Source organism: Roseomonas haemaphysalidis (assembly GCF_017355405.1).
GTDB lineage: Bacteria > Pseudomonadota > Alphaproteobacteria > Acetobacterales > Acetobacteraceae > Pseudoroseomonas > Pseudoroseomonas haemaphysalidis.
In genome coordinates this window covers 1,348,805-1,374,749 of record NZ_CP061177.1, presented here as the reverse complement: position 1 = coordinate 1,374,749, position 25,945 = coordinate 1,348,805, and the positions used below count along the sequence as shown (strand labels likewise).

The window sequence follows — 25,945 nt, the reverse complement described above, 5'->3', positions numbered from 1 at the left end:
GATGAGCGACCACGTCCCCCGCCGTGCCCGGCGCGGCGCCCTTTCGGCGCAGCTGGGCGTGCTCCACGCGCTGGTGCTGCGGGAAATGCAGCTGCGCTTCGGGCAAAGCAAGGTGGGCTACTTGTGGCTGGTCGCCGAGCCGATGATGCTGGGCTTCGGCGTTTCGCTGATCCACTGGATGACGGACCGCGGGCTGCCCAACAACATCCCGGTCTTTCTGTTCTACGCGCTGGGCTACGCGCCCTTCTACATGTTCCGCGGCATCCTGACGCGCAACGCCGGCGCCATCACCCACAGCATGCCCCTGCTGTACCACCGCAGCGTCAAGCTGCACGACCTGACCATGGCGCGCACCCTGCTGGAAGCCGCGGCCTGCAGCGTGGTGATCGGGCTGCTGGTGGTGGGCGGCGGTCTGTTCGGCGGCTACTGGCCGGCGCACCCCGGGCTGTTCGTGGTCAGCTTGGTGTTCAGCGCGCTGATCGGCCACGGCGTCGGCACCCTGCTGGCGGCGCTGATCGTGTTCGTGGAGCCGGTCGAGCGCCTGGTGCACCCGCTGACCTACCTGATGATGCCCTTCTCCGCCGCCTTTCTGATGCTCGCCAGCGTCACGCCCGCGACGCGCGACGCGCTTCTGTACAACCCGCTGGCCAATGTGCACGAGGCGATGCGCCACGCCCAATGGGGCGACAAGGTGGTGTCCTATTTCAGCCTCCCCTACGTGATGCTGTGGATCCTGATCCTCAACGTGCTGGCCATGGCGGCGATGCGCGCGGCGCGGCCACGCCTTTCCATGGCCCGGTGAGGCGCGCCGGTGATCGAGATGCTCGACGTCTGGAAGGGCTTTCACAGCCACAAGAGCGGCGCGCAGCACGTCATCCTGCGCGGCGTGCACGGGCGCATCCGCCGCGGCGACCAGGTGGGCATCCTCGGCCGCAACGGCTCGGGCAAGTCCACGCTGCTGCGGCTGCTGAGCGGCGTGGAGAACCCCGACCGCGGCGTGATCCGGCGCGAGATGAGCATCTCCTGGCCCATTGGCGGGGCCTACGGGCTGCAAACCATCACCAGCGGCGCGTCCAACGCCCGCTTCATCGCGCGGCTCTACGGCACGCCCGTGCAGCAGACACAGGACTTCGTGGAGGAGTTCTCCGAGCTCGGCCGCTACTTCTTCGAGCCGGTGAACACCTATTCCTCCGGCATGGTCAGCCGCCTGCTGATGGGCCTGTCCTTCGCGGTGGATTTCGACTGCTACCTGGTGGACGAGGCGCTTTCCACCGGCGACGCGCGCTTTGCCGCGAAATGCCAGCACATGCTGCAGATGCGGCGGCAGAACGCGGCGATGATCATGGTGTCCCACAACGCCATGCACGTCCGGCAATACTGCGACACGGCGGCCATCCTGCGGAACGGCATGCTGGAATTCTATGAGGATGTCGATGAAGCTATCGCCGCCTACCAGGGTCTCTGACATCCCGCTGACGGCGGCGCGGCCGCGCATGGCACGCCCCGCGTGGCCGCTGCGCATGCTGTGGAAGCGCCGCTTCTTTCTGCTGCTGGTGATGCTGCCGACCGTGCTGGCCGGCGTGTACCTTTACGGCATCGCCGCCGGGCAATACGTGTCGGAAGCCCGCTTCGTGATCCGCGGCCGGCAGGAAGCCCGCGGCGGCTCGGCGCTGAGCGAGGCGCTCGGCGCCGCCACCGGCTTCAAGCAGATGCCGGAGGAAGCCATCACGGTGCGCGACTACCTGCAGTCGCACGACGCGGTGGAAAAGCTGCGCGAGCGCGCGGGGCTGATCGACATCTACCGGCGCCCTGAAGCCGACCGGCTGGCGCGGCTGTGGGGCCCGGACATGCCGGCCGAGTTCCTGCAGATCTACTACAACCACATGAACAGCGTGACCGTGGACGCCACCGGCGGCATCACCACCATCCAGGCCCGCGCCTTTCGCCCGGAAGACGCGCGGCGCATGGCGGAAGCGCAGCTCGCCATCTCGGAGGAATTCGTCAACCAGCTCTCCTCGCGCGCCCGCGCCGCCTCGGTGGAAAGCGCGCAGGCGGAACTGGACCGCGCCGAGCAGCGCGTGGTGGACGCCCAGCTGGCGCTGACCGAATGGCGCCAGCGCGAGCAGGCGGTGGACCCCACCGGCATCGCCGCCATCGGCCAGCAGGGCTTCGCGGCGCTGGAAAACGCGCTCAACAGCACGCGCACCGAATTGCAGGAGAAATCCTCCTTCATGCGCGCCGACAACCCGCAGATCGTGACGCTGCGCAACCGCATCGCGGCGCTGGAAGCGCGCATCGCCGCTGAGCGCACGCGCCTAGCCACCGGCGAGGCGGCGCTGCCCGAGCGGCTGGCGACCTTCGAGCGCCTGTCGCTGGAACGCGAATTCGCCACCAAGCAGCTCGCCTCCGCCGCCGCCTCGCTGGAAACCGCGCGCATGGACGCGCAGCGCCAGCAGCTGTTCCTGTCGCGCGTGGTGCAGCCCAACCTCGCGGAATATCCGCTCTACCCGAAGGCGGCGCTGACGCTGTTCAGCATCTTCGGCGTCCTCGCCATGACCTACGGGGTCGGTTGGCTCCTGATCCAGGGTGTTCGTGAACATGCGCTCTAGCCGCGTCCTTCCCCTCCTGCTCGCGCTCGCGCTGGCACCCGGCGCGGCGCGGGCCCAGTCCGCGCTGCAGCAGCAGATGCTGCAGGCGCAGCAGGCCCAGCAGCAGCAGACGGGCGCCGGGCAGCAGACCCTGAGCTCGCCCACGCCGGGGCTGCTGACGCAGTCCTCCTCCACCCAGGCGCAACTGCCCAGCCTGCTGCCGCCGGAAACCCTGATCAACCGCGCGGGCTCCACCACCGAGGCCGAGGCCGGCGCCACCGCGCAGGGTCCGCTGGCCGAGCCCTTCCGCTTCGCCGGGCCGTCGCGCACCGTGTTCGGCGCCGCGCTGTTCACGCGCCAGGCGCCCTCGCCTTCCGACACGGGCAACCCCAACTACCGCCTGGCGGCGGGCGATCGCGTCAGCATCCGCGTGTGGGGCCCCGTGGAAAGCGAGGTGATCGCGGCGCTGGACGCGCAGGGCAACGTGTTCCTCCCCTCCATCGGCCCGATCCGCCTGGCCGGCATCCGCGCCGGCGACCTGCAGCGCAACGTCGAGGCGGAAGTGCGCCGCGTCTACACCCAGCAGGTGCAGGTCTATGCCGTGCTGCTGTCGGCCGGCAACGTGGGCGTGTTCGTCACCGGCTACGTGCGCGTGCCCGGACGCCACATGGGCGCGGCCTCCGACACCGTGCTGGACTTCCTGTTGCGCGCCGGCGGCGTGGACCCCGCGCGCGGCTCGTATCGCGATATCGAGGTCAAGCGCGGCGGCCGCACGGCAGGCCGGATCGACCTCTACCCCTTTCTGCTGCGCGGCGCCCTGCCCGGCATCAGCCTGCAGGACGGCGACACCATCGTGGTCGGCAAGCAGGGCGCCACCATCTCGGCCGACGGCGCGGTGCGCAACAACTACCTGTTCGAGGTGGACGGGCGCAGCATGACGGGGCAGGAGCTGGTGGACCTCGCCGGCCCGCTGCCGGCGGCCACCAACGCCGTGGTGCGCGGCACCCGCAACAGCCAGCCCTGGTCGCGCTACGCGACGCTGGCGGAGCTGCGCCGCCTGCCGCTGCTGGACCAGGACACCGTCACCTTCATCACCGATGCCCCCGCCCCCACCGTGCGGGTGTTCGTGGAAGGCAGCCGCATCGGCCCCTCCGTGCTGGTGGCCGACCGCGACGCCAACCTGTGCCAGCTGCTGGACTACGTGGCCGTCAACCCGGCGCTGGCCGATACGCGCTCGGTCTACGTGCTGCGCAAGCGCCTCGCCGCGCAGCAGCTGCGCTCCATCAACGAGGCGCTGGACCGGCTGGAGCGGCAGCTCTTCACCGCCTCCTCCACCACCACGGGCGTGGCCGAGATCCGCGCGCAGGAAGCGCAGCTGGTGTCCACCTACATCCAGCGCGGCCGCCGCATCCAGCCCGAGGGCCGGCTGGTGGCGGTGGACAACCAGGGCCGCTGCGCCGCCATCCGGCTGGAAGACGGCGACACCATCGTCATCCCGGAGCGCTCCGACACCGTGCTGGTGGGCGGCGAGGTGCTGAACCCCGGCGGCGTGGTGTGGCGCGAAGGCATGAGCATCCGCGACTACCTGGACGCCGCCGGCGGCGTCACCCAGCGCGGCGACACCAGCTCCGTGATGATCCGCCGCGCCAGCGGGCAGGTGATCCTGGACCCGCGCGAAGGCCCGCGCCCGGGCGACGAGCTGATCGCCCTGCCGCAGCTCGGCGCCAAGAGCTTCCAGATCGCGCGCGACCTGCTGCAGCTGGTATACCAGTCGGCCCTGTCGGCCCGCTACATCAGCGACCTGTGAGAAGGCCGGGGGAAGGAATTCCCCCGGACCCCCATCTTTCTTCTATCGGACTTACGGTTTCGGCCGGTCAGGCGGGTCGCCCGCAGTGCGGCGATCCGGCTGCACCAGACCCTCTTCGGCTGCCAAAAGAAGCTGGTGGCCTGGGGGAATTCCTCCCCCCCAGCCTTCCCTCCCCACCGCCGGACATGAAAAAGCCGGCGAGGGCCACGCCCCCGCCGGCTTTTTTCAGAAAGCGGCGTCCGCTTCAGGCAGCGTGGCGCAGCGCCGGGACCGCCAGGGCATCCTTGGCCCAGGCCGGGGCCTCGGCCAGCAGGGCGTCCACCTGGGCGGGGGTCATCGCCTCGGCCTGCTCGCGGGCGGTGACCAGGGCGGGGTTCCAGTCCAGCGCGGCGCGCGGGGCGGGGATGCCGTCCTCGGCCATGCGGCGGACAGTGCCGAGGATGCGGGCGGCAGCATCCAGGCGCAGGCGCTCGGCCAGGTCGCCCTGGGCGATGCCGCGGAGGGCGTCCAGCGTCAGGCGGCGGCGGGCGCTGGGGGACAGGGCGAGGGTTTCGAGGGCCATGGGGGCAATCTCCGAGGTGGGGCTGTGCCCGCTTCTTGCGGCGGCGGGCCGTTTGTGAGGCGGAAGGTGGCCGTGGCGGCGCCGCCCTGCAACAGCGCAATGCCCCCCGCCGCCGCATGGCGCCCATGCCCTGGCGCCGCGTGGCGGTGGCACGGCGATTTCGGGGCGGGCCGCGTCCGTTGCGCCGGCGGCAGGACTTGCCTGCCGGTTTGGCACTTCCCGCGCCCCGCGATCAGAGGCATGGAAGCGGCATGTCCGACCTGACCGCGCCCCCCGCCCCGCCCAACAGCCCCGTGCCGTCCAACCAGCGCATCTCGCTGCCCAAGGACCGCATCCGCATTCTGTTGCTGGAAGGCGTGTCCGACACCGCCGTCAGCCTGCTGGGCGCCGCGGGCTACAGCAACATCCAGCGCGAAAGCCGCGCGCTGGAGGGCGAGGCGCTGCATCGTGCCCTGCAGGGCGTGCACCTGCTGGGCATCCGCTCCCGCACCCAGCTCACGGCCGAGGCGCTGCGCGCCGCCGACCGGCTGATCGGCGTGGGCTGCTTCTGCATCGGCACCAACCAGGTGGACCTGGCGGCGGCCAAGCAGCTCGGCATCCCGGTGTTCAACGCCCCCTTCAGCAACACCCGCAGCGTGGCCGAGCTGGTGATGGGCGAGATCGTGATGCTGATGCGCCGCATCCCCGACCGCTCCAACAGCGCGCATGCCGGCGGCTGGGACAAGTCCGCCACCCATGCGCGGGAGGTGCGCGGCAAGACGCTGGGCATCGTCGGCTACGGCAACATCGGCAGCCAGATCTCGGTGCTGGCCGAGGCCTTCGGCATGCGTGTCATCTACTTTGATACCATCCCCAAGCTCGGCCACGGCAACGCGGTGGCCGCCGCCAGCCTGCACGACCTGCTGGCGGCCAGCGACGTGGTGACGCTGCACGTGCCCGAAACCGAGCAGACCGCCAACCTGATCGGCGCCTCCGAGATCGCCGCCATGCGCCCCGGCGCCATCCTGATCAACAACAGCCGCGGCCGCGTGGTGGACCTCGACGCCCTGGCCGCCGCCCTGAAGTCCGGCCACCTGCTGGGCGCCGCCGCCGACGTCTTCCCCGAGGAGCCCAAGCGCAACGGCGACGTCTTCTCCTCCCCCCTGCAGGGCCTGCCCAACGTCATCCTGACGCCGCACATCGGCGGCAGCACGGAAGAAGCGCAGGAACGCATCGGCGAGGAAACCGCCCGCAAGCTGTCGGACTATTCCGACACCGGCGCCACGCTCGGCGCCGTGAACTTCCCGGAAGTGACGCTGCCCGCCACCACCCGCGGCACCCGCTTCCTGCACGTCCACCACAACGTGCCCGGCGTGCTGGCGGCGCTGAACGAGGCCTTCAGCCGCTTCAGCCTGAACATCTCCGCCCAGTACCTGCAGACCGACCCGCAGATCGGCTACGTGGTGGTGGACGCCGACAGCGTGCAGGACCCGGAGGGCGTGCTGGGCGCGTTGCGCGAGGTGCCGGGGACGATTCGCGCCCGGCTGATCTACGAGCGGCACTGAGGGGACAGGCCAGGGGGCGCCGCCCCCTGGACCCCCGCTGGGGGGACAGTGTCCCCCCAGGCCCCGCCATCTGTTTTCAGCGCCCCGAGGGTCGATGACCCCCGGGGACTGAGGGTTCGGCGCCGGCGGCTTTCCTTATAAAAATTGGACCGGCGCCCCGCCCCGGCCTCATGGCCCGGAATGCTTTCTTTCGCAGGGGCCTGGGGAGGCTCAGCCTCCCCAGCGGGGTCCAGGGGCAGCGCCCCTGGCCACCTCATCAACCGGCGCGCATCACCACCACCCGCGCCGCCCCGTGCTCCCGCTCCGCCAGCACCGCGAAGCCCGGTGCTTCCAGCACCTCTGCCCGCCCCACCTCGGCGCAGACCAGCGCCCCGGGCGCGATCCACCCGGCGCCGGCCAGCGCCGCCAGCGCACGGGGCACCAGGTCCTTCGCGTAGGGCGGGTCGAGGAACACCAACCTGCAAGGCGCGCGCGCGCGGGGCGGCCGGGTGGCATCGGCGGCCAGCACGGTGCAGGCGGGTTCCGCCTTCAGCGCGGCGATGTTGGCGTGGAGCGCCGCCAGTGCCGCGCGGTCCTGCTCGATGAAGCTCACGCCCGCCGCGCCGCGCGACAGGGCTTCCAGTCCCAGCGCGCCGGTGCCGGCAAAGGCGTCCAGCACCGCCTGCCCCTCGATGGCCTCGCGGCCGGCGTAGGGGGCGTGCCACAGCATGTCGAACAGCGCCTGGCGCATCCGCTCGCCGGTGGGGCGGGTGGCCTGCCCGTCCGGCGCCGCCAGGCGGCGGCCGCGGTGCAGGCCGGCGACGATGCGCACCGGCTAGCGGGGCTTGCGGGCGGCGCGGGTGCCGGGCTTGGGGGCGCCGCGCGTGCCGCCGGGACCGTTGCGCGGCGGTCCGTCCAGCCCCAGCGAGCGGGCGGCGTTGCGCGCGCGCGGCAGCTTGGGCTGCGGCGCCTTGGCCGGGCGGCTGCGGGCAATGGCTTCCGGCAGGGGCTCGGCGGGCGTGGCCGGGGCGGCGGCGTCCTTGCCGCGGCGGATGCGCGGCGGGGCGTCCAGGCCCAGCTGGTCGCGCAGCACCTTGGCATTGACCTCCTCCACCGCGCCGCGCGGCAGGGTGCCGAGCTGGAACGGGCCGTAGGCGGTGCGGATCAGCCGCGTCACGGTCAGGTTCAGGTGCTGCAGCACGCGCCGCACCTCACGGTTCTTGCCTTCCTTCAGCGCCACGGTCAGCCAGGCGTTGGTGCCCTGGCGGGAATCCAGCCCGGCCTCGATCGGGCCATAGGCGACGCCGTCCACCGTGATGCCGCGCGACAGCTGCTCCAGCGCGCGCTCATCGACGAAGCCGTGCACGCGGGCGCGGTAGCGGCGGATCCAGGCGTTGTCCGGCAGTTCCAGCTTGCGGCTCAGCGCGCCGTCGTTGGTCAGCAGCAGCAGCCCCTCGCTGGTCAGGTCGAGGCGGCCGACGGACACCAGCCGCGGCAGGCCGGCCGGCAGCTCCTGGAACACCGTGCGGCGGCCTTCCGGGTCCTTGTGCGTGGTTACCAGCCCGTCGGGCTTGTGGTAGCGGAACAGGCGGGTGCGGTCCGGCGCGCCGACCGGCTGGCCGTCCAGCGACACCACGTCGTTGGGCGCCACGAAGCTGGCGGGGGTGTCCAGCGTTTCGCCGTTGATGGCGATGCGCCCCTCGGCCACCAGCTTCTCGGCGTCGCGGCGGCTGCTGATGCCGGCGCGCGCCAGCCACTTAGCGATGCGCTCGCCGCGCTCGACCTCGGGGATCTCGCTGTCGTCGCTCATCGGGCGGCCTCCACGAAGGCGTCGAAGATGCGGGGGTCGGCCGGGTCCACCGCGTATTCCGGGTGCCATTGCACGCCCAGCGCGAAGCGGTGCCCGGGGTGCTCGATGCCTTCCACCACCCCGTCCGGCGCCACGGCGTTGACGACGGCGCCCTGGCCGGGCCGGTCCACCGCCTGATGGTGCGCGGAATTCACCGCCATGCGCGTGCCGCCGACGATGCGCGCCAGCAGCGTGCCGGCGGTCACCGAAACCTCGTGCCCCGGCTCGGTGCGCGGGTTGGGCTGCTCATGCGCCAGGGCGTTCTCCACGCTGTCCGGGATGTGCTGGATCAGCGTGCCGCCGAAGGCCACGGCCAGCAGCTGCTGGCCGCCGCAGATGCCCAGCACCGGCATGTCGCGCGCCAGGGCGCCGCGCGTCACCGCCAGCTCAAAGGCGGTGCGGCCGGACTTCAGGGATACGGTGGCATGCGCCGGGCCGCCGCCATACAGCGCGGGGTCCACGTCAAAGGCGCCGCCGGTGACCAGCAGGCCGTCGATCCGCTCCAGGTAGTGCTCGGCCAGTTCCGGCTCGTGCGGCAGGGCCACGGGCAGGCCGCCGGCCGCCGCGATGGCGGACAGGTAGTTCTGGCGGACCGCGTACCAGGGCAGCTTGGACCAGCCGCCGGCGGGCTCGGCGTCCAGGGTCACGCCAATCAGGGGCATCTTGCGCATGCGCGGTTGCTAGACCGGCACCGGCACGGCGACAAATGTTATTCCCGCCGCCACCCCCGGTTTCCCCACGGGGCCGCCCTGCCCTAGACAGCGCCCGCCACCACCCCGGATGCCCCGATGTCGATCGACGCCCTGTACGAGATGCCCGGCCACCTGATCCGCCGCGCGCACCAGATCTCGGGGGCGGTGTTCTCGGCGCATCTGGCGGGGCACGACGTCACCTCCATGCAATACGCGGCGCTGGAAGCCATCGCCTCGCAGCCCGGCATCGACGCCACGCGGCTGTCGGAGCTGATCGCCATCGACCGGGCGACGCTGGGCGGCGTGCTGGACCGGCTGGAAGCCAAGGGCGCGGTGCTGCGCGCGCCTTCCCCGCGCGACCGGCGGGTGAAGACCGTGTCCCTTACCCCCGCCGGCGCGGCGCTGCTGCGCGAGATCGGGCCGCGCGTGGCGGCGGTGCAGTCCGAGATGATGCAACGCCTGTCGCCGGCCGAGCAGCGGCAGTTCGTGGCGCTGCTCAAGACTTTCGTGGGCCGGCTGCCGGCGGGGGAATGAAGCAAGGCCGGGGAAGGAATTCCCCGGGCCCCATCTTCTTTTTATCTGTTTCCGGTGGCCACGTGCTGGCAGCCGCCGCACCCGCGTCCATAGCCACTCCCCGACATCAGCCAGAAAAAAGAAGGGGTTTCAGGGGAATTCATTTCCCTGACCTTTCCCCTCCCCCATCAACATTGACCGCATACATATTTTATGTGTTCACTCTATCAGCACGATGCGGGAGGCCACCGGCATGCAGTTCCACCTCGACGGCTTCCGCCCCGGCGACCCGGAGCAGCCACGTGCCCTGCCCCCCGCCACGCCCCCGGCGGAGGTGGACGTGCTGGTGGTCGGCTCCGGCCCGGCGGGGCTGACGCTGGCCGCGCAGCTCGCGGCCTTTCCCGGGATCACCACGCGCATCGTGGAGCGCAGGGAGGGGCCGCTGCAGCTCGGGCAGGCGGACGGCATCGCCTGCCGCACCATGGAGATGTTCAACGCCTTCGGCTTCGCCGAACGGGTGCTGCGCGAAGCCTACTGGGTCAACGAGACGGTGTTCTGGAAGCCGGGCGATTCCGGCGCCATCCGCCGCAGCGGCCGCATTCAGGACACCGAGGACGGGCTGTCCGAGTTTCCGCACGTGATCCTCAACCAGGCGCGGGTGCACGACTTCTTTCTGGACCGCATGCGCCGCGCGCCACAGCCGCTGGAGCCGGATTACGGGCGGCAGTTCCTGGGGCTGGAGGTCGGCACCGGCAGCCACCCCGTCGCCGTGCGGCTGGCGGGGCCGGGCGGGGTGGAGGAGACGGTGCGCGCCCGCTTCGTGGTGGGCTGCGACGGCGCCCGCAGCGCCGTGCGGCAGGCGCTGGGCGCCACGCTGGAAGGCGATTCCGCCAACCAGGCCTGGGGCGTCATGGACGTGCTGGCGCAAAGCGACTTTCCCGACCTGCGGCTCAAGGCGGTGATCCATTCCGCCGCCCAGGGCAACATGCTGATCATCCCGCGCGAAGGCGGCTATCTGGTGCGGCTCTACATCGAGCTGGACAAGCTGGCGCCGGACGAGCGCGTGGCCAGCCGCAACATCGGCGTGGACCACCTGATCGCCGCGGCGCAGCGCATCCTGGCCCCCTACACGCTGCAGGTGCGGGAGGTGGCGTGGTGGTCGGTCTACGAGATCGGCCAGCGGCTGTGCGCGCGCTTCGACGATGGGGCGGCGGTGCCGCGCGTGTTCATCGCGGGCGATGCATGCCACACCCACAGCCCCAAGGCGGGCCAGGGCATGAACGTGTCCATGCAGGACGCCTTCAACCTGGGCTGGAAGCTGGCCGCCGTGCTGCGCGGCCAGTCGCCCCCCGCGCTGCTGGAAACCTATTCCTTTGAACGCCACGCGGTGGCCGAGGAGCTGATCGCCTTTGACCGCAAGCTGGCGCGGATGTTCTCCGCCCCCGTGCGCCGGCCGGGCGACCCGGACGGGGTGGGCGTCGACCCGGCGGAGTTCCAGGCCTACTTCCAGCAGCAGGGGCGCTTCACCGCCGGCACCGCCATGCGCTACGCGCCATCGCTGATCACCGGGCCGGACACGCATCAGGGGCTGGCCACGGGCTTTCCCATCGGCATGCGGCTGCATTCCGCGCCCGTGACGCGGCTGGCCGACGCCAAGCCGGTGCATCTGGGCCATGTGGCGGAAGCCGACGGGCGCTGGCGCCTGCTGCTGTTCGCCGATGCCTGCGGCGCGCGGCTGGTGTCGCTGTGCCGCTCCCTGGCCGAGGACCCCGCCTCGCCCCTGCTGCGCCACACGCCCCCGGGTGCCGACGGCGATGCCGTGATCGACACCCGCGCCGTGCTGCAGCAGCCGCACCGGGCGCTGGAGCTGCATGACCTGCCGCCGCTGCTGCGCCCCGCCAAGGGGCGCCTCGGCCTGACCGACTATGAAAAGGCCTTCTGCCCCGCGCTGGCGCCGCTGCCCGACATCTTTGACCTGCGCGGCATCGACCGCGACCAGGGCTGCATGGTGCTGGTGCGCCCGGACCAGCATGTGGCGCATGTTCTGCCGTTGGACGATCATGCCGGGCTCGCCGCCTTTCTCGGCCGCGTCCTGCTGCCCGCACCCCAAAAGCAACACGAGGAACCGCCCATGCCCGACCCCCGCCCCGCCGCCGCCATGGCCAGCCCCGCGTGACCCAGGACCTGCACGCCCTGCTGGGCGACCTCGTCATCGCCAACCGCATCCTGGCGCATGAGGGGGTGCTGGACGATTTCGGCCACGTGGCCGTGCGCCACCCCGGCCGGGCGGACCGCTTCTTCCTGTCCCGTTCCCGCTCGCCCGAGCTGGTCAGCCGCGACGACCTGCTGGAATTCGACCTGGACGGCGTGGCGGTGAACCCGCAGGGCCTGCGCCCCTATCTGGAAAGCGTCCTGCACGCCCGCATCTTCGCGGCGCGGCCGGACGTGCAGGCCACCGTGCACCACCACTGCCCCGCCGTGCTGCCCTTCACGGTGGCCGAGGTGCCGCTGCGCCCGGTGTTCCACATGGCTTCCGTGCTCGGCGGGCCGGTGCCGGTGTGGGACAGCCGCGACGGCTTCGGCGACACCAACATGCTGATCGACGACATCCCCCGCGCCGACAGCCTGGCCGCGGCGCTGGGCCAGGGCACCTCGGTGCTGTTGCGCAACCACGGCGCCACCTGCGCCGCGCATTCGCTGCCCGCCGTGGTGTTCGTGTGCGTGCGCATGAAGGACAACGCCGAGCTGCAGGCCCGCGCCGCCGCCCTGGGCACGCCGCGCTTCCTGACCGAGGGGGAAACCAAGCTCACCTCGGCCATGCTGATGGGCGAGCGGCCGCTGGACCGCGCCTGGTCCTATTGGCGCGCCCGCGCGGGCTTCGGCGGCATCTAGAACCACAGCCCCGGCGCGGCACAGGCCGCAGAGCCATGGCCGCGCCGGCGGGGCTTCCAGGGAAGGAACCACGACCATGACGCTTCGCCGCACCCTCCTGCTCGCCGCCGCCGCGCTGCCGGGGCTCGCCCCCGGGGCCGCGCGGGCGCAGCGCCGCCCCGTGCGGCTGATCGTGCCCGCCGCCCCCGGCGGCGCGATCGACGTGATCGGCCGCCTGTATGCCAACCGCCTGGGCGAGGTCCTGCAACAGACCTGGGTGGTGGAAAACCGCTCCGGCGCCAGCAACACCCTGGGCGCGGCCGAGGTGGCGCGCGCCGCCCCCGACGGCCAGACCCTCCTGGTCAACGCCGACATCCACCTGATGGCGCAGCGCGTGATGCGCAGCGTGCCCTACGACCCGTTGGCCGACTTCACGCCCATCGCGCGGCTGGCCACCTCGCCCATGGTGCTGGTGGGCAACCCGCGGCAAACGCCGGAAGGGCTGCCCGCCCTGCTGGCCGCCCTGCGCGCGCAGCCGGACCGCTTCGGCTTCGCCAATTCGGCGCTGGGCTCCATGGGTCATCTGGCGACCGAGAGCCTGCAGCGCGCGGCGGGAGTGCGGTCGCTGATCGTGTCGTACCGCGGCACCGCGCCGGCGCTGACGGACGTGATGTCGGGCAACGTGGCGCTGATGGTCGCGCCCCTTGGCTCGGCGCTGCCGCAGGTGGAGGCGGGGCAGCTGCGCGCCTTCGCGGTGCTGTCGCCCGCCCGCGCCAGCCGCGCGCCGGACATTCCCACCGCCGCCGAGGCGGGGTTGCCGGGGCTGGACTTCACGCTGTGGTACGCGCTCTGGGCCCCCAAGGGCCTGCCGGATGCGGAAGCCGACAAGCTGAATGCCGCCGTGCGCACCCTGGCGCAGGATGCCGGGCTGCGCGCCCGGCTGGTGGAACAGGGTGCCGAGCCGGTGGACGAGGACCGCGCCGCCTTTGCGCGCTTCATCGCGGCCGAATACGCGCGCAACACCCGCATCGCGGAAGCGGCGGGCATCCAGCCGGAATAGCTCACAGCGCTCGCCGCGCCTGGTCCAGCAGCGCGGCGGCAGCGGCATCGGCCAGCCGCAGCGATGCCATCTGCCGTTGCAGGGCCGCGCGCGCCTGGTCCGGCAGGCTGGCGCGCAGGAGCGGCAGGTCGGTGGCCAGGGCACCGGCCAGGGCGCGGGCATTGTCCGCGCGCAGCGCGGGCTCGCGCAGCACGGCGAGCAGGCCCTGCAGCATCTGCGCCGCCCCCTCCCCCATGCGGCGCAGCCCGGCCTCGCGATCCGCGCGCCCGGCGGGCGGCAGGCGGGACAGGTGGTCGGCGGCGCCCTGCCCGGCGCTGGCGGTGGCGCGCAACAGGAACACCAGCCCGGCCGAGATCTCGTCCTGGTAGTCGGGCAGCGCGCGGCCCTGGCGGGCCAGGGCGGCGCGGGTGCGCGGGTCGCTGGCGGCGAGGTAGAAGCGCAGCACCTCGGCCGCCGTGTTGCTCCAGGCCGCGAGCTCGGGCGTGCCGGCCTCGGGCTGCGGGCGGGCGGCGAGCACGGCGTCGGCGTTGAACAGGGCGCGGAGCTGCGCGCCGCCCGTGGCGAAGCGCGGCAGGGCATCGGCCTCGCTGTTCGCGGCGCGGGCCAGGATGGCCTCGCCGGCCGCCTGGCCCTGGCGCGACACCTCGGGCGGCACCTGGGCCAGGGCGGCGAGCGGGAACAACAGGAGCAACGCCAGGATGCGGATCATCCGGCGGCTTGCGGCGCGGCGGTTTCCATTGCAAGCCCCAGGGCCATGAGCCCCATCGAGATCGCGCTGGAGGAGGCCCGCGCCGCCGCCGCGCGCGGCGAGGTGCCGGTGGGCGCCGTGGTCTGCGCGCCCGACGGCCGCGTGCTGGCCCGCGCCGGCAACCGCGTGGAAGAACTGCACGACCCCACCGCGCATGCCGAAATCCTAGCGCTGCGCGCGGCCGCCGCGCTGCGCCAAAGCCCCCGCCTGCCGGATTGCAGCCTGTTCGTGACGCTGGAGCCCTGCCCGATGTGCGCGCAGGCAGCCAGCTTCTTCCGGGTGCGGCGCGTGGTGTTCGGCGCCTACGACCCCAAGGGGGGCGGCGTCGACCACGGGGCGCGGGTGTTCGCGGCGTCGTCCTGCCATCACGTGCCGGAGGTGATCGGCGGAGTGCGGGAGGGCGAGTGCGGGGCGGTGCTGCGGGCGTTCTTCAGTGGCTTGCGCGGCCAGGGGGGCGCCGCCCCCCTGGACCCCCCGCTGGGGTGACAGTGTCACCCCAGACCCCGCCGGCAGGAAGAAAAGGGACAAAAGGCTTACTGGGGTCGGGGTCCGGGGTGGTTCAACCACCCCGGCGGGGTCCAGGGGCAGAGCCCCTGGCCAGGTCTGGCGGCTAGAGCGCACCACCCTTGCGGCCCGCCATGGCGCCGAGGCGCAGGCGGAGGGCGTTGAGCTTGATGAAGCCCTGGGCGTCGAACTGGTCGTAGGCGCCCTGGTCGTCCTCGAAGGTGACGTGCTTCATGGAGTACAGGCTGTGCGGTGACTGGCGGCCCGTCACGATGGTGTTGCCCTTGTAGAGCTTCAGGCGGACGGTGCCGGTGACGCTGGCCTGGCTGGCGTCCACCATCTCCTGGATCATGCGGCGCTCGGGCGCGAACCAGAAGCCGTTGTAGATCAGCTCGGCGTACTTGGGCATCAGGCTGTCCTTGAGGTGGGCGACCTCACGATCCAGGGTGATGCTTTCCATGGCGCGGTGGGCGACGTGGAGGATGGTGCCGCCCGGCGTCTCGTAGCAGCCGCGGGACTTCATGCCGACGAAGCGGTTTTCCACCAGGTCCAGGCGGCCGATGCCGTTGGCCTTGCCCAGCGCGTTGAGCTGCGTCAGCAGCGTGGCGGGGGACAGGCGCTCGCCGTTGATGCCGACGGCGTCGCCGCGCTCGAACTCGACCGTGATCTCGGTCGGCTTGTCGGGCGCGTCCTCGGGGCGGATGGTGCGCTGCCAGACGATCTCGGGGGGCTCGTCCCAGGGCTCTTCGAGGATCTTGCCCTCGGAGCTGCTGTGCAGGAGGTTGGCGTCGACGCTGAAGGGGGCCTCGCCGCGCTTGTCCTTGGCAATGGGGATCTGGTTGGCCTCGGCAAATTCCAGCAGGCGGGTGCGGCTGGTCAGGTCCCATTCGCGCCAGGGGGCGATGACCTTCACGTCGGGCTTGAGGGAATAGTAGCCGATCTCGAACCGGACCTGGTCGTTGCCCTTGCCGGTGGCGCCGTGGGAGACGGCGTCCGCGCCCACCATCTCCGCGATCTCGATCTGCCGCTTGGCGATGAGGGGGCGGGCGATGGAGGTGCCCAGCAGGTAGGTGCCCTCATACAGCGCGTTGGCGCGGAACATGGGGAAGACGAAGTCCCGCGTGAATTCCTCGCGCAGGTCGTCGATGAAGATGTTCTCTTCCTTGATGCCGAGCATCAGGGCCTTGTCGCGCGCGGGGCCGAGCTCCTCGCCCTGGCCGAGGTCGGCGGTGAAGGTCACGACCTCACACTGGTAGGTGGTTTGCAGCCACTTGAGGATGACGGAGGTGTCGAGCCCGCCGGAATAGGCGAGGACCACCTTCTTCACGTCTTTCACCGCCATGGTGCCGGATTCCTTTTGCTGCGCTTGGGCGAAGTGTGGCCGGGGGTTTGCCGCAGCGGGGGGGCGCGGGCAAGCCGGTGTTAGGGCCAGGACAGCCGGACGGAGCGCGGAATGCGGGCGCGGCCGAGGGCGGCGCGGGACAGGCGGAACAGGGTTTGCAGCGCCCCGGGCGTTTGCAGGCTGCCGAGCGGGATGGCGTGGAGGGTGGCGGCGAGCGCCGGGTCCGGCAGCAGCCAGGGGGGACCGTTGAGGGCGGCGCGCAGGTCCAGCCGCCGGATGAGGGCGAGCAGCGGCAGGCCGCCGAGGCGGGCGGCGCGGCGGCAGACGCGGCAGATGGCGTGCTGGATGGTGCGGAGGGGGTGGTTGGGGGGTGATTCCGCCAGGGCTTTTAACAAGCGATGCCAGGTGCCGGCGTGGGTGAGGCGGCGGAAGAAGCGGGCGACGGTGTTGGGACGGCCGAAGTGTTCCGGCAGTTGGTGCCAGGCGTGGGCGGGGTGGTGGGCCATGTGGAAGATGGCTTCCAGGCGGAGGCGCAGGTCGGCGGTGCGGCGGCCCTGGGGGGCGTGGGGCGGGAGGTAGTGGATGAGGGCGGCGTAGGTGGTGTCGGAGAGGGTGGTGATGGAAGCCATCGACTCAACTCCATAGTTTTCCAAAAAATATAAGAATATTTTCCTTTTGTCAAGCGGCGCTAAGGCCTCCTGGCATGACGCGCGCTTCCGAGATAAACCCACAAGATTTCTATTAAGTCATTGACAAATGGCTTTTATTTTAAAAATTCTGGACAGTTAGTTGCATTAATCAGACCGTATCCTTAACATTTGCATAAGGGTAATTCGCATGGAGTCTGTAGTGGCAAAATCGTCCCTCCCGAAGAATGGCGTCGCTCGAATCAGATTCATCATGCTAGACGCAGAAATTCCGGAGGGTGATTTGAGCCAAATCACCTCTGCAATTCAAAATGCCCTCAAACCTCATACAACAGTTATCCAGCAGCGCCTTCCTTCTCAAACATCGCTTGAAGCGACGAGTAACTCCCAAAAGCTACTAACGGAATCCAATCCGGAGCCAATCGAGGCGGACGATGAGATTCCTGAAGAAGTCCCCACTCCTCGCAAAGCACGCGAAGTACGCGTCCGCAAATTAACTACCCCTAAAGTCCTAGATTTAGATCTCACGTCCGACGTGTCGTTCGAAAGCTTTGTCAACGAGCACCCACCAAAAAATGAGAACGAAAAGAATCTTGTTATTCTTGCTTGGTTTAAAGATCACCGAAATGACGAGCCCGTGACCATGAATCATGTTTACACCTGCTATCGTGCCATGAAATGGTCAACCGCCATTGACGATTTTGCTAGTACATTACGAAAGCTAAAGAGTACGCAACTCGTCAAAAGTTCTGGGCGTGGACAGTATGTCATTAATCATTTAGGCATGGCTCGAGTTGAAAAGATGAGCGCCTCTTGACCGCGGTAGCAGAATTTGCCGGGACAGTAAAAAATTTTTACAGAGAAACGGCCGTTGATCAACTGCTTATTTTAGCTTGGTTTATTGAAACTCATCAGAAAAAAACAAATTTTGATGCGGTACATTTGCGTCAATGTTTCAAAGAAGCGGGTTTAGACGCCCCTGACATGAGTGTGTATTTACCGCGCCTAGCGGCAAAGAAGCCTCCTCAGGTTATCAAGGATAGGAGCAGCTATCGGCTTGCCAGCGGCACACGTCGGGCATTGGATGCGCGCCTTGGAGCTGATCACGTCAAAATCGCTGTAGTAAGCACCCTTACAAATCTGCCGAACCAAATACCAAACCTAGAAGAGCGCGAGTTTCTGAATGAGGCGTTAAATTGCTACAAGGTCAAAGCTTTTCGTGCATGTATAGTTATGACCTGGAACTTAACATATTCACATCTAGCACATTGGATTTTCAGCGATTCAGATCGTGTTGTTAATCTGAACATAGGATTAAATTCTAAATTTCCCAAGAAAAATTTGATGATTAAAGAAAGGTCAGATTTAGACCTCTTGAAAGAATTCGAATTTATTGATGCTCTTAGAGCTTCTAACTTAATAGAAAAAAACACACACCAGATTTTAAAAGACAAGCTAGGTCGCCGAAATATGGCAGCCCATCCGTCACGAGTTCAAATCAATCAACATCAAGCAGATGATATGATTACAGACCTAATAATGAATGTGGTTCTTAAGCTGGAATTTTAGTATTGCCGAAATGAGCGTCTAGCCCACGCCTATTGTAAAAGCAGGTCCAGGAGGCTCAGCCTCCTGGCGGATGGGGGTCCGGGGGAAGGCAGCGCCTTCCCCTGGCCGCGCGCCCCACTCAGCGCGCCGCCCGCACCAGCAGCGTCATCCCCTGCACCGCCACCACCTCCACCCGCGCGCCCACCTCGGCCGCATCCTCCAGCCGCACCGGCCAGTCGGAATCACCGATGCGGGCGCGGCCGCTCGGCCCGTCCGCCGCCAGCAGCACCCCCACCCGGCCGACGAGGCCGGAGGACGGGGTGTTAAGCCCCTCCCCCGCCCCGCCGGGCTTGCGGCGGAACACGCGCAGGCTCAGGCCGATGCCGAGCGCCAGGAGGGCGATGAAGACTAGCAGGGTGGCGGCGGTGCCCGGGTTGGCCAGCCACAGCAGCAGGCCGGTGCCGACGGCGGCGGCGCCGATCCAGACCAGGAAGGCGCCGGGCAGCAGCAGCTCGGCGCCCATGGCCAGCAGGCCGAGGCCGACCCAGATGGCCCAGGCGTCCATGGTGCTCAGACCCTCGGCACGCTGCCCGTGGGGGCACGCGGGGTGGCGGGGGGCAGCGTGCCGGGGGGCGTGGTGCCGTTGCGGAACAGTTCCAGCGCGGCGGCGATGCCACCGGCGAGCGAGGAGGCTTCCATCGGCACCACCACCAGCTTGGAGGAGGGGTTCTTGGCCAGGTCCCCGAAGGCGCCGATGTAGCGTTCGGCGATGAAGTAGTTCAGCGCCGCCGTGCCGCCGTCGCGGGCGGCGTTGGCGACGACCTCGGTGGCCTTGGCCTCGGCCTCGGCCAGGCGTTCGCGGGCTTCGGCGTCGCGCGAGGCGGCTTCCAGGCGGCCTTCGGCTTCCAGGATCTGGGCGGCCTTGGCGCCCTCGGCGCGGGCCACGGCGGCTTCGCGGTCGCCCTGGGCGCGCATGACGGTGGCGCGGCGCTCGCGCTCGGCCATCATCTGGGTGTTCATGGCGATGACGAGGTTGGCGGGGGGTTCGATCTTGCGGATCTCGACGCGCGTGACCTTGACGCCCCAGGGGTCGGTGGCGCCGTCCAGCACCGAGAGCAGGTGGGAGTTGATCTTGTCGCGCGAGGACAGCGCGGCGTCGAGGTCCATCTCGCCGATGATGGCGCGGATGTTGGTCATGGCCAACGCCGAGAGGGCCTGTTGCAGGTTCTGCACCTGGTAGGCGGATTTCTCGGGGTCCATGACGCGGTAGTAGACGATGCCGTCGACGGACACGTTGGCGTTGTCGCGGGTGATGACGGCCTGTTCGGGGATGTCGAGCACGATCTCCTGCACGTTCACCTTGTGGCCGATGGCGTCGATGAAGGGGATGATGAGGTTGAGGCCGGGGCGCAGCACGCGGGTGAAGGCGCCGAAGCGCTCGACGGTCCAGTTCTCGCCCTGGGGGACGGTGCGGATGCCCTTGAAGGCGGTGAGGATGGCGAGCGCCACCAGGATGACGGCGACGATGAGCCCCGCCGGGGGAACCCCGCTGGACAGGTCGTTCATGGCTGTGCTCCCCGAATGCGTGTGGGGGCGAGGTTAGACTGTTCGGGGGCGGTTGCCGAGTTCATGCAACGGTCACGTTGCCAGCGGGGTGCGGGGGGTTATGCCAGCGGGCTGTGTTTGAAGCGGAATGGTTCACGATGCGCGCCTTGTTGCTGTCCACTGTGCTGATGCTGCCGGCGGTGCTGGCCCCTGCTTTGCCGGCGCGGGCGGCGCCGGAGATCTCGGTGCTGGTGAGCGAGGACCCGATCCTGCGGCTGGGGCGGGTGGACTTCGCGGGCGGGCGGGCGCTGGATCTGACGGTGGGGATCGGCAGCGCGGCGTATCACCGGCCGGGGGACCCGGCGGACATCGTTTATACCCTGTCGGACCGGGGGCCGAACTTCGCGTGTTCGGAGGCGGAGGCCGTGACGGGGGTGCGGCGCGGGGTGTTGTGCGCGGCGGACCGGGACGGGCGGGTGTATCCGGTGCCGGGCTATGCGCCTTCGCTCTACGGCGTGCGGCTGCGGCCGGCCGAGGGGCGGTTCGAGGTGTTCGAGAGCATCGCGCTGAAGACGCGGCGCGGCGTGCCGCTGACGGGGCTGACCAACCCGCTGCCGGGGCGGACGGAGCAGCCGCTGGACGGCACGGGGGCCAGGCTGGCCTTCGACCCGTCGGCGATCGATGCCGAGGGGCTGGTGCGGCTGCCGGATGGCAGTGCCTGGATCGGCGAGGAGAACGGGCCGTCGCTGGTGCATGTGGGCGCGGACGGGCGGGTGCTGCGGCGGGTGGTGCCGTCGGGGGGCACGGCGGGGGAGCTGGCGGGGGCGGATTACCCGGTGGTGGAGGGGCTGCCGGCGATCCTGGCGAAGCGCCAGTCCAACCGCGGGATTGAGAGCTTGGCGGGGACGCCGGATGGCGAGACGCTGTATGCCATCGTGCAGAACCCGCTGGCCAACCCGGATGCGGCGGCGTACCGCGCCGCGCGCAACAGCCGGGTGTTGCGGTATGAGCCGGGCAGCAACCGGGTCACGGGGGAGTGGGTGTATCCGCTGGAGGCGCCGCAGTCCTTCCGGCTGGACCCGTCGGACCGGCAAACCGACCCGCGCATCTCGGAGGCCGCTTGGCTGGGGCCGGACCGGCTGCTGGTGCTGGAGCGGACGGAGAAGACCACCAAGCTGTTCGAGGTGCGGCTGGGGGAGGCGACCGACATCAGCGGCAGCCGCTGGGACGATGCCGCGACGCGGCCGACGCTGGAACAGAGCAACGACCTTGCCGGCACGGGCATCGTGCCGCTGCACAAGCGGCTGGTGTTGGACAGCGCCGACCACCCGGAGCTGCCGGTGAAGCTGGAAGGGATCGCGCTGCTGCCGGACGGCACGCTGATGCTGATCAACGACGACGACTTCGGGATCAGCGGGGAACGGACGAAGATCGTTCTGGTGCGGGGGCTGGCGCTGGGGCTGTGAGCGGGGGGAGAAGGTTGGGGGAATGAATGCCCCCAAGCCCCCATCTTTTTTCTGACTTTTTGGCGCCTGGCTGGAATGGGCGGCGCCTGCTTCAAGCGGGTGCTGGAATCCGACAAAAAGAAGATGGGGGTCCGGGGGAATTCCTTCCCCCGGCCTTTTTCGTCACGCCACCGGCGTGCGCAGCGCCAGCCACAGGAGAATCAGCACGCCCAGCGCGATGCGGTACCAGCCGAAGGGCGTGAAGCCGATGCGGCTGATGGCGCCCAGCAGCCAGCGCACCACCAGCAGCGCCACCACGAAGGCGGTGGCGAAGCCGACCGCGATGATGCCGAGCCCGTTGAAGTCCAGCTCGGCGCGCGCCTTGAACAGGCTGAACACGGTGGCTGCCAGCATGGTGGGGATGGCGAGCAGGAAGGAGAATTCCGCCGCCGTCTTGCGCTCCACCCCCACCAGCAGGGCGGAGATGATGGTGGCGCCCGAGCGGCTGGTCCCCGGGATCATCGCCAGCGCCTGGCCGAGCCCGACCAGCAGCGCCGCGAGCGGCCCGATCTCGGCAATGGAATGGATGGTGGGCGTGGGCCGCCGGCGCTCGATCACGATGATGGCGATGCCGCCCAGGATCAGCGCGATGGCGACGGTGAGCGGGTTGAACAGCAGGCGGGTGATGTAGCCGTGCAGGGTGGCGCCCAGGATCATGGCCGGGATGAAGGCCAGCGCCAGGTTGACGGCGATGTAGTATTCCTCCGACCCGCGCCGCCACATGCCGGTGGCGATGCGCACCAGGGCGTGGCGGTAGATCCAGATGACGGCCAGCACGGCGCCAAGCTGGATGGTGATCTCGAAGGTCTTGCCCGGCGGCCCCTGAAAGCCGATGGCCTCGGCCAGCACGATCAGGTGGCCGGTGGACGAGATGGGCAGGAACTCGGTCAGCCCCTCCACCAATCCCATCAGGATGGCGGAAAGCAGCAGCGTGGCGTCCATGCGGGCGTCCTGTCGGGTGGGAGGGCGAGCGAGTCGCCAAAGGGGTTCGGGCCAGCCGGTTAGCGCCGGCTGGCCCCGTTGTCACCCCAAACCGCCGTGGCCACGCCCTAGTTGATGCGCGGGGTGGGCGGCGCCATCAGCGGCACCGCGGTGTCGAGCGGGTTGCGGAACACCATGCCGGGCTCCGGATAGTAGTCGATGAACAGGTTCATGCGGTGGCCGCGCCCCTTGTTCTTCACGGAATGGCGCACGCGGTTGTTGAAGTCGTAGGCATGGCCGAGGTCCATGGTGAACTTGCGGCCGTCGATCTTGTATTCCACCGAGGGCGTGCTGCTGAGCGACACGTGGATGCGGTGCGCCTTGGCGGCCATGGCGTGCGCGTCCACGTGCGGGGCGATGGTGGCGCCGCCGCGCAGCCGCACCAGCGCCAGCCGCGTCACCACGCCGCGCGGGCGCTTCAGCGGCGCCAGCGCCTGGTCCACCACCGGCTCCAGCACCTCCTTGAAGCGCAGCCAGTCGGGCATGGTGTAGACGGGCCAGATGTCCGTGTCTTCCCGCGCGATGGGCAGGTATGGCGCGGGGTCCCGGCCGGTCTGGGTGGCCCAGACGCTGATCAGGTCCTCGAAGTGCTGCAGCCCGCTGGTGGAGGCCGAGGGGTGCCACTCGGTCTTCATCATGATGTTGTCGGTGGCCGAATGCGCGGTGGCGGCGACGGCGTCCTGGCGAAAGGTGTTGCCCGTCCAGTCCTCTTCCGTCAGCCCTTCCATCACCTTGATGAGCGGCCCGACCTCGACCTTGCCCAGGTCGCGCAGCGGTACGCCGATGTCCATGATGTGCCTCCCCCAAAGCAGGGGGGAAAGCTGCTCCCCGCCGGGGGGCGGTGTCAATCGGCGGGGCTGGCCGGGCGGCGCCGGCGCGGCGCATCATGCCGCGCATGACCTCGCCCGCCCGTGGCGCGGCGGCCCGGCGCCTGGCTGCTGCGCGCCGGGCCGGAGCGGCCCCAATGAACGCCGTTCGCTGCTGATGTCCCGCCCGGGTGGCGGCTGGCGGGCGGCGGATGCCCTGCGGCTTCTGCGGCACGCCACCGGCGTGGCGGAAGGCCCGGCGCCGCCGCACCCGGTCATCCGCTTTCAAGCACCGGGGCGCGCGCGCGGCACCGCTTCCGGCACAACGGCTTTGTGTCGCGCCTGGCCGGCCGGTTCTGCTGATGACGTGCCGCGCCGGGCTGTCCTGCCAGATGTGGCGGATGCGCGACGCAGCGGCGGTGGAAGTCACCTTCGCGGCGCGGCTGCTGCCGGACTGGGCGGCGATCCGGCAAGGCACCGGGGCACTGCTGGACGGGCTGCGGAGACCCTGAAGGCCGGTCGGGGGATCAGGGTAGCCCCCCTTTCATCGTTCCGCCCGTGCCGGCGGGGCGGGGCAGGAAGGGGAAACGCCCCCCTGCCCCGCGCGGCTAGCGCACCGTGTTGGCGGCGGTGAAGGCGAAGTTGTCGTAGGAGTTCTCGGCCACGCGGAACCATGCGTATTCGTCGTCGCGGAACTTGCGGTAGGATTCCCAGGTCTTCTTGAACAGCGGGTTGCGGGCGCTGGTTTCCTCGTACAGCTCGTGCGTCGCCTTCCAGGCGGCGGCCATCACCTCGCGCGGCCAGGGGCGGAGCTGCGTGCCGGCGGCGATCAGCCGGCGCAGCGCCAGCGGGTTGCCGGCGTCGTAGCGGGCGGTCATGTCGGCATCCGCATCGGCGCAGGCGGTTTCCAGCGCGGCCTTGTAGGCGGCGGGCAGCGCGTCGAAGGCCGCCTGGTTGGCCAGGAAGTGCAGCCGCGCGCCCGGCTCCCAGAAGCCGGGAAAGTAGTAGAAGGGCGCCACGCGGTTCAGCCCCAGCTTCTCGTCGTCATAGGGGCCGACGAATTCCACGGCGTCGATCGAGCCGCGCTCCAGCGCCGGGTAGATGTCGGCCGCCGCCACCTGCGTCGGCACCGCGCCCATCTTGCTGAACACCTCGCCCGCGAGGCCCGCGATGCGGAACTTCAGGCCCTGGATGTCGGCCAGCGACTTCACTTCCTTGCGGAACCAGCCGCCCATCTGGGCGCCGGTGTCGCCGGCCGGGAAGTTGACGATGTTGTAGCCGCGGAACAGCTCGGCCGAGAGCTCCCGCCCGCCGCCGTGGCGGAACCACGCGTTGGACATGCGGGTGTTCAGCCCGAAGGGCACCGCCGTGTAGAAGGCGAAGGTGAAGTCCTTGCCGGTGTAGTAGTAGGGCGCGGTGTGGGCGCATTCCACCGTGCCGGCCTGCACCGCGTCCAGCGCCTGCAGCGGGCCCACGATCTCGCCGGCCGGAAACACGCGGATCTGGAACTTGTTGTCCGTGAGCTGCGCCACGCGCCGGGCGATGAACTCCGGCGCGCCGAACAGGATGTCCAGGTTGCGCGGAAAGGAGCTGGTCAGCCGCCAGCGGATCTCGGGCGCCGTCGCGGCTGAAGCGGACTGGGCCAGGGCGGGCGTGGCGAGCGTCAGGGCAGCCGGCGCGGCGGTCGCGGCGGCGCCGAGCAGGGCGCGGCGGTTCATGGACGTTCTCTCCCGGAGGCGTGCGAAGGCCGGTCTTTACGCCATCGATGCGGAAGGCGGAAGCATGACCTTGCGGATTCCTGCCGCGCGGCGCCCGGAACCATGCGGATCGTGCGTCGGGCGGCACCGCAACGGAAGAAAATGATGCTGGGCGTATGATGCCCCTATTGCAGGCCCAGCCACTGGAACAGCCGCGCCGCCGGCGGCCATGCGGCGCTGACCGCCGTGTGGTTGGCCAGCAGCAGCGCCAGCGCGCCGGCCACCAGCAGCACCGACACCAGCCAGGCCAGCCAGGGGGCGCCGCCGCGCCCGGGGGAAGCCGGAGCCGGGGAAGCCAGAGCCGGGGACACCGAGGCCGCGGGCGGGGCCGCGACGGGCGCAACCGGTGCCTGCCGCGCGGCCGGGGCCGGGGCCGGGGCCGGGGCCGGGGCCGGCGGCGTGGCAGCGCGGGGCGCGGGGCGCAACAGGCGGGCGCCGCCGCGCGGCGGCGCGCTTTCGCCGGCGGGCACGGCGGGGCCCGGCAGGCGAGACGCCGGCTCGGCCAGGGCGAGCGGCGCGGCGGGCGGCGCGGGGCGGCTGCTGTCCGGCTTGGTGGCCAGGCGGCCGGGGCCGGGCGGAACGGGTGCTTCCGGCACGGGGGCTTCGGGCGTGGGCGCCTCGGGCACCGGTGCCGGGGCGGGACCGCGCGGCGGGCTGAAAGCCGGCCTGGGCAGCGGTTCCGGCCTGGACGCCGGCCCGGGCAAGGCTTCGGGCACCGGCTCGGCCGCAGGCCCCGGGGCCGCAGGGCTGGGTGCCGCGGGGCTGGGTGGCGGAGGGCTGGCGGTCGTGGCTGGAAGCGCCGCGGGCTCGCCCGGGGGCGTGGCGGCGGCGGCGGCCGGCGGCGCGGGCCGTGGCGCCGTGGCGGGGCGCGGCGGGCCCATGGGCATGGTGGCGGCTTCCGCCAGCGGCACGGCGCGGCGCGGCGGTGGCGGCGCGGCGGGGGGGGCCGGCGCCGCGGCGGCGGCGGGGGCTTCGGGCACCGCCGGGCGCCAGGACTGGCCGCAGCGCAGGCAGCGCACCGGGCGGCCCGCCGCCAGCAGGGCCGGGGGGATGTCGTAGGCGCTGGCGCAGTTCGGGCATTCAATCCGCATCCGGCG

Annotated in this window: 26 protein-coding genes and 1 pseudogene; 14 read left to right on the top strand and 13 right to left on the bottom strand. The window is 70.4% G+C overall.

Features of this window, described 5'->3' with window-relative positions:
* Position 1: 1 nt before the first annotated feature.
* Genes IAI59_RS06295 through IAI59_RS06280 form a run of 4 tightly spaced genes read left to right on the top strand, consistent with a single transcriptional unit; the run spans position 2 to position 4,395 of the window.
* Positions 2-802: an ABC transporter permease gene (locus IAI59_RS06295; RefSeq protein ID WP_207419520.1), complete on the top strand. Its 801-nt coding sequence runs from the start codon at positions 2-4 to the stop codon at positions 800-802.
* An 18-nt stretch (positions 803-820) separates the two neighbouring features.
* The gene (locus tag IAI59_RS06290) at positions 821-1,465 is read left to right on the top strand and encodes an ABC transporter ATP-binding protein (protein WP_237181012.1); all 645 of its coding nucleotides are present in this window, start codon (positions 821-823) and stop codon (positions 1,463-1,465) included.
* A gap of 28 nt (positions 1,466-1,493) precedes the next feature.
* Positions 1,494-2,609: a KpsE/RkpR family capsule polysaccharide export protein gene (locus IAI59_RS06285; RefSeq protein WP_237181002.1), complete on the top strand. Its 1,116-nt coding sequence runs from the start codon at positions 1,494-1,496 to the stop codon at positions 2,607-2,609.
* The gene (locus IAI59_RS06280) at positions 2,599-4,395 is read left to right on the top strand and encodes a polysaccharide biosynthesis/export family protein (RefSeq protein WP_237181003.1); all 1,797 of its coding nucleotides are present in this window, start codon (positions 2,599-2,601) and stop codon (positions 4,393-4,395) included. Before IAI59_RS06285 ends, IAI59_RS06280 begins: the two co-directional genes overlap by 11 nt.
* A gap of 244 nt (positions 4,396-4,639) precedes the next feature.
* Here the strand turns inward: IAI59_RS06280 and IAI59_RS06275 are convergent, their stop codons facing one another.
* The gene (locus IAI59_RS06275) at positions 4,640-4,957 is read right to left on the bottom strand and encodes a hypothetical protein (RefSeq protein ID WP_207419522.1); all 318 of its coding nucleotides are present in this window, start codon (positions 4,955-4,957) and stop codon (positions 4,640-4,642) included.
* A gap of 251 nt (positions 4,958-5,208) precedes the next feature.
* Between IAI59_RS06275 and serA the strand changes: the two genes are divergently transcribed.
* A complete protein-coding gene (serA, locus tag IAI59_RS06270; protein ID WP_207419523.1) occupies positions 5,209-6,501 on the top strand; it encodes a phosphoglycerate dehydrogenase in 1,293 nt (430 codons plus the stop codon).
* Positions 6,502-6,757: 256 nt separating this feature from the next.
* Here the strand turns inward: serA and rsmD are convergent, their stop codons facing one another.
* From rsmD to IAI59_RS06255, 3 genes and pseudogenes are all read right to left on the bottom strand, one after another.
* Positions 6,758-7,312, bottom strand: coding sequence for a 16S rRNA (guanine(966)-N(2))-methyltransferase RsmD (rsmD, locus tag IAI59_RS06265; RefSeq protein ID WP_207419524.1), 555 nt, complete (start codon positions 7,310-7,312; stop codon positions 6,758-6,760).
* A gap of 177 nt (positions 7,313-7,489) precedes the next feature.
* Positions 7,490-8,272: pseudogene (locus IAI59_RS06260) on the bottom strand (pseudouridine synthase); the annotation flags it as partial.
* Positions 8,273-8,286: 14 nt separating this feature from the next.
* Entirely contained in the window at positions 8,287-9,000 is a 714-nt protein-coding gene (locus IAI59_RS06255) for a gamma-glutamyl-gamma-aminobutyrate hydrolase family protein (RefSeq protein WP_207419526.1), read from the bottom strand.
* 117 nt (positions 9,001-9,117) lie between these two features.
* Here IAI59_RS06255 and IAI59_RS06250 point away from each other — a divergent pair, with 117 nt between their 5' ends.
* The 4 genes from IAI59_RS06250 (at position 9,118) to IAI59_RS06235 (ending at position 13,465) form a co-directional block, all read left to right on the top strand.
* On the top strand, positions 9,118-9,555 hold the full coding sequence (locus IAI59_RS06250; RefSeq protein WP_207419527.1) for a MarR family winged helix-turn-helix transcriptional regulator: 438 nt from the start codon (positions 9,118-9,120) through the stop codon (positions 9,553-9,555).
* Positions 9,556-9,787: 232 nt separating this feature from the next.
* Positions 9,788-11,710, top strand: a complete 1,923-nt coding sequence (locus tag IAI59_RS06245; RefSeq protein ID WP_207419528.1) for an FAD-binding monooxygenase — start codon at positions 9,788-9,790, stop codon at positions 11,708-11,710.
* Entirely contained in the window at positions 11,707-12,426 is a 720-nt protein-coding gene (locus IAI59_RS06240; RefSeq protein WP_207419529.1) for a class II aldolase/adducin family protein, read from the top strand. The genes IAI59_RS06245 and IAI59_RS06240 overlap by 4 nt, the downstream gene beginning before the upstream one ends.
* Before the next feature lie 76 nt (positions 12,427-12,502).
* Positions 12,503-13,465 (top strand): Bug family tripartite tricarboxylate transporter substrate binding protein, encoded by a 963-nt coding sequence (locus IAI59_RS06235; RefSeq protein ID WP_207419530.1) that lies wholly within the window; start codon positions 12,503-12,505, stop codon positions 13,463-13,465.
* A 1-nt stretch (position 13,466) separates the two neighbouring features.
* Here IAI59_RS06235 and IAI59_RS06230 read toward each other — a convergent pair whose 3' ends face one another.
* Complete coding sequence (locus IAI59_RS06230; protein ID WP_207419531.1) at positions 13,467-14,174, bottom strand: hypothetical protein; 708 nt, start codon at positions 14,172-14,174, stop codon at positions 13,467-13,469.
* Between the two features lie 45 nt (positions 14,175-14,219).
* Between IAI59_RS06230 and IAI59_RS06225 the strand changes: the two genes are divergently transcribed.
* Positions 14,220-14,699: a nucleoside deaminase gene (locus tag IAI59_RS06225; protein ID WP_207419532.1), complete on the top strand. Its 480-nt coding sequence runs from the start codon at positions 14,220-14,222 to the stop codon at positions 14,697-14,699.
* Between the two features lie 124 nt (positions 14,700-14,823).
* On the opposite strand, the gene IAI59_RS06220 is transcribed toward IAI59_RS06225, so the two are convergent.
* Together IAI59_RS06220 and IAI59_RS06215 are read right to left on the bottom strand one after the other, a co-directional pair.
* Entirely contained in the window at positions 14,824-16,059 is a 1,236-nt protein-coding gene (locus tag IAI59_RS06220; protein WP_207419533.1) for an argininosuccinate synthase, read from the bottom strand.
* A gap of 80 nt (positions 16,060-16,139) precedes the next feature.
* A complete protein-coding gene (locus IAI59_RS06215) occupies positions 16,140-16,688 on the bottom strand; it encodes a transposase (protein WP_207419534.1) in 549 nt (182 codons plus the stop codon).
* A 208-nt stretch (positions 16,689-16,896) separates the two neighbouring features.
* Here IAI59_RS06215 and IAI59_RS06210 point away from each other — a divergent pair, with 208 nt between their 5' ends.
* Positions 16,897-17,523 (top strand): hypothetical protein, encoded by a 627-nt coding sequence (locus IAI59_RS06210; protein ID WP_207419535.1) that lies wholly within the window; start codon positions 16,897-16,899, stop codon positions 17,521-17,523.
* Positions 17,520-18,275, top strand: a complete 756-nt coding sequence (locus tag IAI59_RS06205; protein ID WP_207419536.1) for a hypothetical protein — start codon at positions 17,520-17,522, stop codon at positions 18,273-18,275. The genes IAI59_RS06210 and IAI59_RS06205 overlap by 4 nt, the downstream gene beginning before the upstream one ends.
* A gap of 118 nt (positions 18,276-18,393) precedes the next feature.
* Here the strand turns inward: IAI59_RS06205 and IAI59_RS06200 are convergent, their stop codons facing one another.
* Both IAI59_RS06200 and IAI59_RS06195 read right to left on the bottom strand, forming a co-directional pair.
* The gene (locus IAI59_RS06200) at positions 18,394-18,819 is read right to left on the bottom strand and encodes an NfeD family protein (protein WP_207419537.1); all 426 of its coding nucleotides are present in this window, start codon (positions 18,817-18,819) and stop codon (positions 18,394-18,396) included.
* A gap of 5 nt (positions 18,820-18,824) precedes the next feature.
* A complete protein-coding gene (locus IAI59_RS06195; protein ID WP_207419538.1) occupies positions 18,825-19,820 on the bottom strand; it encodes an SPFH domain-containing protein in 996 nt (331 codons plus the stop codon).
* A 137-nt stretch (positions 19,821-19,957) separates the two neighbouring features.
* Here IAI59_RS06195 and IAI59_RS06190 point away from each other — a divergent pair, with 137 nt between their 5' ends.
* Positions 19,958-21,265, top strand: a complete 1,308-nt coding sequence (locus tag IAI59_RS06190) for an esterase-like activity of phytase family protein (protein ID WP_207419539.1) — start codon at positions 19,958-19,960, stop codon at positions 21,263-21,265.
* A gap of 162 nt (positions 21,266-21,427) precedes the next feature.
* On the opposite strand, the gene IAI59_RS06185 is transcribed toward IAI59_RS06190, so the two are convergent.
* Entirely contained in the window at positions 21,428-22,246 is an 819-nt protein-coding gene (locus IAI59_RS06185) for an undecaprenyl-diphosphate phosphatase (protein WP_207419540.1), read from the bottom strand.
* Positions 22,247-22,353: 107 nt separating this feature from the next.
* Positions 22,354-23,076, bottom strand: coding sequence for an aspartyl/asparaginyl beta-hydroxylase domain-containing protein (locus tag IAI59_RS06180; protein ID WP_207419541.1), 723 nt, complete (start codon positions 23,074-23,076; stop codon positions 22,354-22,356).
* 377 nt (positions 23,077-23,453) lie between these two features.
* On the opposite strand from IAI59_RS06180, the gene IAI59_RS06175 reads away from it, so the two are divergent.
* A complete protein-coding gene (locus IAI59_RS06175; RefSeq protein ID WP_207419542.1) occupies positions 23,454-23,603 on the top strand; it encodes a hypothetical protein in 150 nt (49 codons plus the stop codon).
* A 96-nt stretch (positions 23,604-23,699) separates the two neighbouring features.
* Here IAI59_RS06175 and IAI59_RS06170 read toward each other — a convergent pair whose 3' ends face one another.
* Positions 23,700-24,809, bottom strand: a complete 1,110-nt coding sequence (locus tag IAI59_RS06170; RefSeq protein ID WP_207419543.1) for a TRAP transporter substrate-binding protein — start codon at positions 24,807-24,809, stop codon at positions 23,700-23,702.
* Between the two features lie 164 nt (positions 24,810-24,973).
* Complete coding sequence (locus tag IAI59_RS23325) at positions 24,974-25,939, bottom strand: zinc-ribbon domain-containing protein (protein ID WP_207419544.1); 966 nt, start codon at positions 25,937-25,939, stop codon at positions 24,974-24,976.
* Between the last annotated feature and the right edge of the window lie 6 nt (positions 25,940-25,945).